At 61.1% G+C, this 5,026-nt stretch carries 5 protein-coding genes; all 5 read right to left on the reverse strand.

What is annotated here, in order from left to right; genetic code table 11:
• A partial coding sequence (gene paaZ, locus GHO41_RS28475) for a phenylacetic acid degradation bifunctional protein PaaZ (protein WP_153435283.1) occupies positions 1 to 1,437 on the reverse strand: 1,437 nt, incomplete at its 3' end.
• A 29-nt stretch (positions 1,438 to 1,466) separates the two neighbouring features.
• Positions 1,467 to 3,074, reverse strand: coding sequence for a cation acetate symporter (locus GHO41_RS28480; protein WP_153435287.1), 1,608 nt, complete (start codon positions 3,072 to 3,074; stop codon positions 1,467 to 1,469).
• A gap of 35 nt (positions 3,075 to 3,109) precedes the next feature.
• Complete coding sequence (locus GHO41_RS28485; protein ID WP_153435284.1) at positions 3,110 to 3,418, reverse strand: DUF485 domain-containing protein; 309 nt, start codon at positions 3,416 to 3,418, stop codon at positions 3,110 to 3,112.
• A gap of 43 nt (positions 3,419 to 3,461) precedes the next feature.
• Entirely contained in the window at positions 3,462 to 4,538 is a 1,077-nt protein-coding gene (paaE, locus tag GHO41_RS28490; protein WP_153435285.1) for a 1,2-phenylacetyl-CoA epoxidase subunit PaaE, read from the reverse strand.
• A gap of 33 nt (positions 4,539 to 4,571) precedes the next feature.
• A partial coding sequence (gene paaD / locus GHO41_RS28495; protein ID WP_153435286.1) for a 1,2-phenylacetyl-CoA epoxidase subunit PaaD occupies positions 4,572 to 5,026 on the reverse strand: 455 nt, incomplete at its 5' end.

A 5,026-nucleotide genomic window follows, 5' to 3' on the forward strand; every position in this document is an offset into this window, starting at 1 on the left:
GTGCTTGAGTTGCGGCAGCGGTGAACCGTGGCCGGTGGACTCTGCCGCCGATTCACGATCAAGCACCAGCAAACGGCCGTGCCAGGCTGCCGCCACCGGGATGGCCTTGGCCGCAATGTGCGGGTCTTTGGTGATCAAACTGGCCACCAGGCTGCCTTTGCCGCGTGCGGCCAGTGCCAGTGCTTCGTCGAGATCGTTGTAGGCCATCAAGGTGCTGACCGGACCGAACGCTTCGATGTCATGGGCGCCGCCTTCGGCATGCGGGTCACGGGCTTGCAGCAGGGTTGGGGCAAAGAACGCACCCTGGCTGACGTTTGTACCGCGTGGCTCAAAACCGTCACGGGCACCGAACAGCAGGTCGCTGCTTTGCAGCAGGCTTTCAAGGCGTTCGCTGACGTCTTTATGTTGATCATGGGAAGCCAGTGCGCCCATGCGCACGCCTTCGACCGACGGGTCGCCGACCACGACTTTACGCAATCGATCACGCAAGCGGCTGGCTACCGCATCGATGTGCTTGGCCGGGACGATGGCGCGGCGGATGGCGGTGCATTTTTGTCCGGCCTTGGTGGTCATCTCGCGGGCTACTTCTTTGATGAACAGCTCGAACTCTTCATCGTCCGGGCTCACGTCCGGGGCCAAAATTGCGCAGTTCAGCGAGTCAGCTTCGGCGTTGAACGGCACCGAGTGACGGATAAGGTTGGGGTTGACCCGCAGCTTGGCGGCGGTGTCGGCAGAGCCGGTAAAGGTCACCACATCCTGGCCTTGCAGGCGGTCGAGCAAGTCACCGGTGCTGCCAATGATCAGTTGCAGGCTGCCCGCAGGCAGCAAGCCCGATTCGTCCATCAAACGTACCACGGCCTCGGTCAGGTAGCTGGTGGCGCTGGCCGGTTTGACAATGCACGGCATGCCCGCCAGAAAGCTGGGGGCAAATTTTTCTAACATGCCCCAGATCGGGAAGTTGAAGGCATTGATGTGCACCACCAGGCCGCCGCGGGGCACCAGAATGTGCGTGCCCGCGAACGTGCCCAGCTTGCTCAGTGGCATCGCCGGGCCCTCGTGCACAATGTTGCCCGACGGCAGTTCGCGCGAGCCGAGGCTGGCATAGGTGAACAGCGTGCTGTTGCCGCCTTCAATATCAATCCAGCTGTCGGCTCGGGTCGCGCCACTGTGGTGGGACAGCGCGTAGAGCTGTTCTTTGCGCTCGCTCAGGTACAGCGCCAATGCCTTGAGACGCTGGGCGCGCTGTTGAAAATCGAGAGCCTGCAGGGCGCTGATGCCTTGATGGCGACCGTGCTCGATGGCTTCGGCAAAGTCCAGGCGCTCCTCGTGGGTGCGCGCCAGTTCGTGGCCGTCGATGGCACTGCGCAGCACTTGAGCGCCGTGTTGGCCGATCCAGCGGCCAGCGATAAAGCTTTGCAGGGTAGGGGCGTGAGGCATCACGGTTCCTCCGGGTTAAAAAGATGGGATTAGTGTTTGCTGGCGCTCGCAGCGCCTATGCCGGTCATGGAACGAATGAACTGCGCCAGGTAACGGCCGCGCTCAAGGACTGCGCGGGGCGAACGGTCGGTCACGGAAAAGAACCACGCGCTGAAAAACGCCAGGCTCATGGAAAACAACGCGGGGTTGGAATACGGGAACAGCGCCTTGTCGTGCTGCAACACGTTGACCCACACCGCCGGGCTGAGCACCAGCAGCACAATCGCCGAAACCAGCCCCGACAGGCTGCCGAGTACGGCGCCGCGGGTGGTCAGGCCTTTCCAGTACATGGAAAGGAACAGCACCGGGAAATTCACCGAGGCGGCAATTGCCAGCACCAGGCCGGAGAGAAAGGCAATGTTCTGAGATTCAAACAACAGGCCGAGGATGATCGCCAGCACGCCAATGCACAGGGTGGCGATGCGCGACACGCGAATTTCCTGTTGTTCGCTGACCTGGCCCTTGCGGATGACGCAGGCATACACGTCATGGGACACCGCTGAGGCACCCGACAGTGCGAGCCCGGCCACCACCGCCAGGATCGTGGCGAAGGCCACCGCCGAAATGAACCCCAGAAACAGATTGCCACCCACCGCTTGCGCCAGGTGCACGGCGATCATGTTGCTGCCGCCGATGATTGCGCCGCTGGCGTCACGGAACTCCGGGGCGGTGCCGACCATGACGATGGCGCCAAAGCCGACGATGATCAGTAGCAGGTAGAAGTAGCCGATAAAGCCGGTGGCGTAGAACACGCTCTTGCGGGCTTCCTTGGCATCGCTGACGGTGAAAAAACGCATAAGAATGTGCGGCAGGCCAGCGGTGCCGAAAATCAAACCAAGCCCCAGGGAAATGGCCTCGACAGGGTTGGCCAGCAAGCCGCCCGGCGCCATGATCGCGGTCCCCTTGGCATGGACTGCACTCGCCTGGGCGAACATCGCTTCGGTGCTGAAACCAAAGTGCTTGAGCACCATAAAGGCCATGAAACTAGTGCCGAACAGCAGCATCACGGCCTTGATGATCTGTACCCACGTGGTGGCCAGCATGCCGCCAAAGGTCACGTAGAACACCATCAGCACGCCAACCAGGATCACCGCGTAGAGGTAGTCGATGCCAAACAGCAGCTCAATGAGTTTGCCCGCCCCGACCATCTGCGCAACCAGGTACATCAATGCCACGGTCAGGGTGCCGAACGCTGAAGTCAGGCGTACCGGCGTTTGTTCAAGGCGATACGAGACCACGTCGGCAAACGTGTATTTGCCCAGGTTGCGCAGGCGCTCGGCAATCAGGAACAGGATGATCGGCCAGCCGGCCAATACGCCCAACGCGTACAAAAGCCCGTCATAGCCGTTGAGAAACATCATCGCCGAGATGCCCAGAAACGACGCCGCCGAGATCATGTCACCGGCAATCGCCAGGCCGTTTTGAAAACCGCTCATGCCACCGCCAGCGGTGTAGAAGTCACTGGCCGAGCGTGTGCGCAGGGCGGCCCAGCGCGTGACGCCGAGGGTAAACAGCACAAACACCATGAACATGCCGATGGCGTTCCAGTTCAATGGCCGTGATGTTTCCTCGGCGGCAAGCGCCAGGTCCGCGACCATCACCAAAGGCAAAACATATCCAGCATTGAGGCGGCTCACAGGGCGCACTCCTGCTTGAGTTTATCGTTGAGCGGGTCGATGACCCGGTTGGCCCGGTATACGTAAAAGCCGGTCAGGGCGAAGGCCGCTAACACCACCAGGACACCGACCAGCATGCCCACCGAGGTCACGCCGTCACTCAGGGGCCGGCCCAGGGTGGCCGGGGAGAACGCCACCAGCAGCACAAAGCCGAAATAGATCACCAGCATGATCAGCGACAGCGACCAATAGAGGTTTTTCTTGCGGCGTACCAACTGAATGAAATCGGGGTTTTGGCAAATACGTTGGATGTCGTCGGGGGTCATGATGGTGCGCTCCTTCTTATTGTTGTAGTGGGGCGAGACGGTGTTACAGCTGGTCGAAGTCCAATACCACCTTGTCGCTGACCGGGAATGCCTGGCACGACAGCACATATCCGGCAGCCACTTCGTAGTCTTCGAGGGCGTGGTTGCTGTCCATCTCCACTTCGCCTTCGATCACCTTGCACTTGCAGGTCGAGCACACCCCGGCCTTGCACGAATACGGCAGCTCGGCACCCTGCGCGTTGCCTGCATCGAGGATGCTCTGGCTGTTACGCGGCAGGTCGAAGCCCAGAGCGCGACCGTCGCTGATCACGGTGATCTGGCTGATCGCCGCGTCTACCTGGCGGGCCGCTTCGCGGGCCTCGCGTTTTTGCTGGCTGCCGGCCGCGGCAAAGAGTTCGAAATGAATGTTCTCAGGCGCCATGCCCTCAGCCTTGAGGCAGTCGCGCACGGTTTCGGTCATCTCTTGCGGGCCGCAGATAAACGCGGCGTCGAGTTGCTTGACGTCGAGCCAACGGGTAAACAGCTGGGTGCATTTTTCAGCGTTGATCCGGCCGTTATAAAGGTCGACGTCCTGCTGCTCACGGCTGAACACGAAGATCAGGTTCAAACGCTGCAAATAGCGGTTTTTCAAGTCTTCGAGCTGCTCGCGAAACAGTGCGCCGGAACTGGAGCGGTTGCCGTACAGCAACGTCACGCGGCTGTGCGGTTCGGTCTGCAAGGTGGTCTTGATGATCGAGAGAATCGGCGTAATGCCGCTGCCTGCTGCCACCGCCAGGTAATTGCCATGGCGCGCCTGGTCCAGCTCTACGTGAAAATGCCCGGCGGGCGGCATCACCTCCAGGCTGTGCCCGGCCTTTAACTGCTCGTTGGCAAAAGCCGAAAAACGGCCGCCTGCGACACGTTTGACGGCAATCCGCAGTTCGCCGTCATTGACCCCTGTGCAGATCGAATAAGAGCGGCGCACTTCTTCGCCGTCCAGCAGGGTGCGCATGACCAGATGCTGGCCCTGGGTGAAGTGAAAACTGTCTTGCAGGTGCTGTGGAATGTCGAAGGCGATGGACACCGCATCACGGGTCTCGGTGCGCACATCCTTGATGGTCAGGCTGTGAAACTTACTCATGGTTATTCTCCAACCAAGACGGCCGAGGGCGCCTCAGATGCATTTGAAATAGTCGAACGGTTCCAGGCAGTCGCGGCAGCGGTACAGTGCCTTGCAGGCGGTGGAGCCGAATTCGCTGAGCACTTCGGTGTGGGTGCTGGCGCATTGCGGGCAGGCAATCACCGGGCTTTCGCCAAGCAACGTGCGCTTGCTGGCGCTGCCCTGCGGCGGTGCGATGCCATAGGCGCGCAGGCGCTCGCGGCCACTGTGGGTGATCCAGTCGGTGGACCAGGCCGGGGTCAATTTGCGCTCCAGTTGCGGTGCGCGAAAACCGGCCAGCTCCAATGCCTCTCGAATGTCGCTCTCGATCACTTCTGTGGCGGGGCAGCCCGAATAGGTGGGCGTGACCACCACATGCAAGTGCCCGGCTTGCCAGGCCAGATCGCGGACAATACCCAGGTCGACCACGCTGACCACCGGCACTTCCGGGTCCATGACCTGCGCAAGGA

This window comes from Pseudomonas sp. FSL R10-0399 (assembly GCF_009600165.1).
Classification (GTDB): domain Bacteria; phylum Pseudomonadota; class Gammaproteobacteria; order Pseudomonadales; family Pseudomonadaceae; genus Aquipseudomonas; species Aquipseudomonas helleri.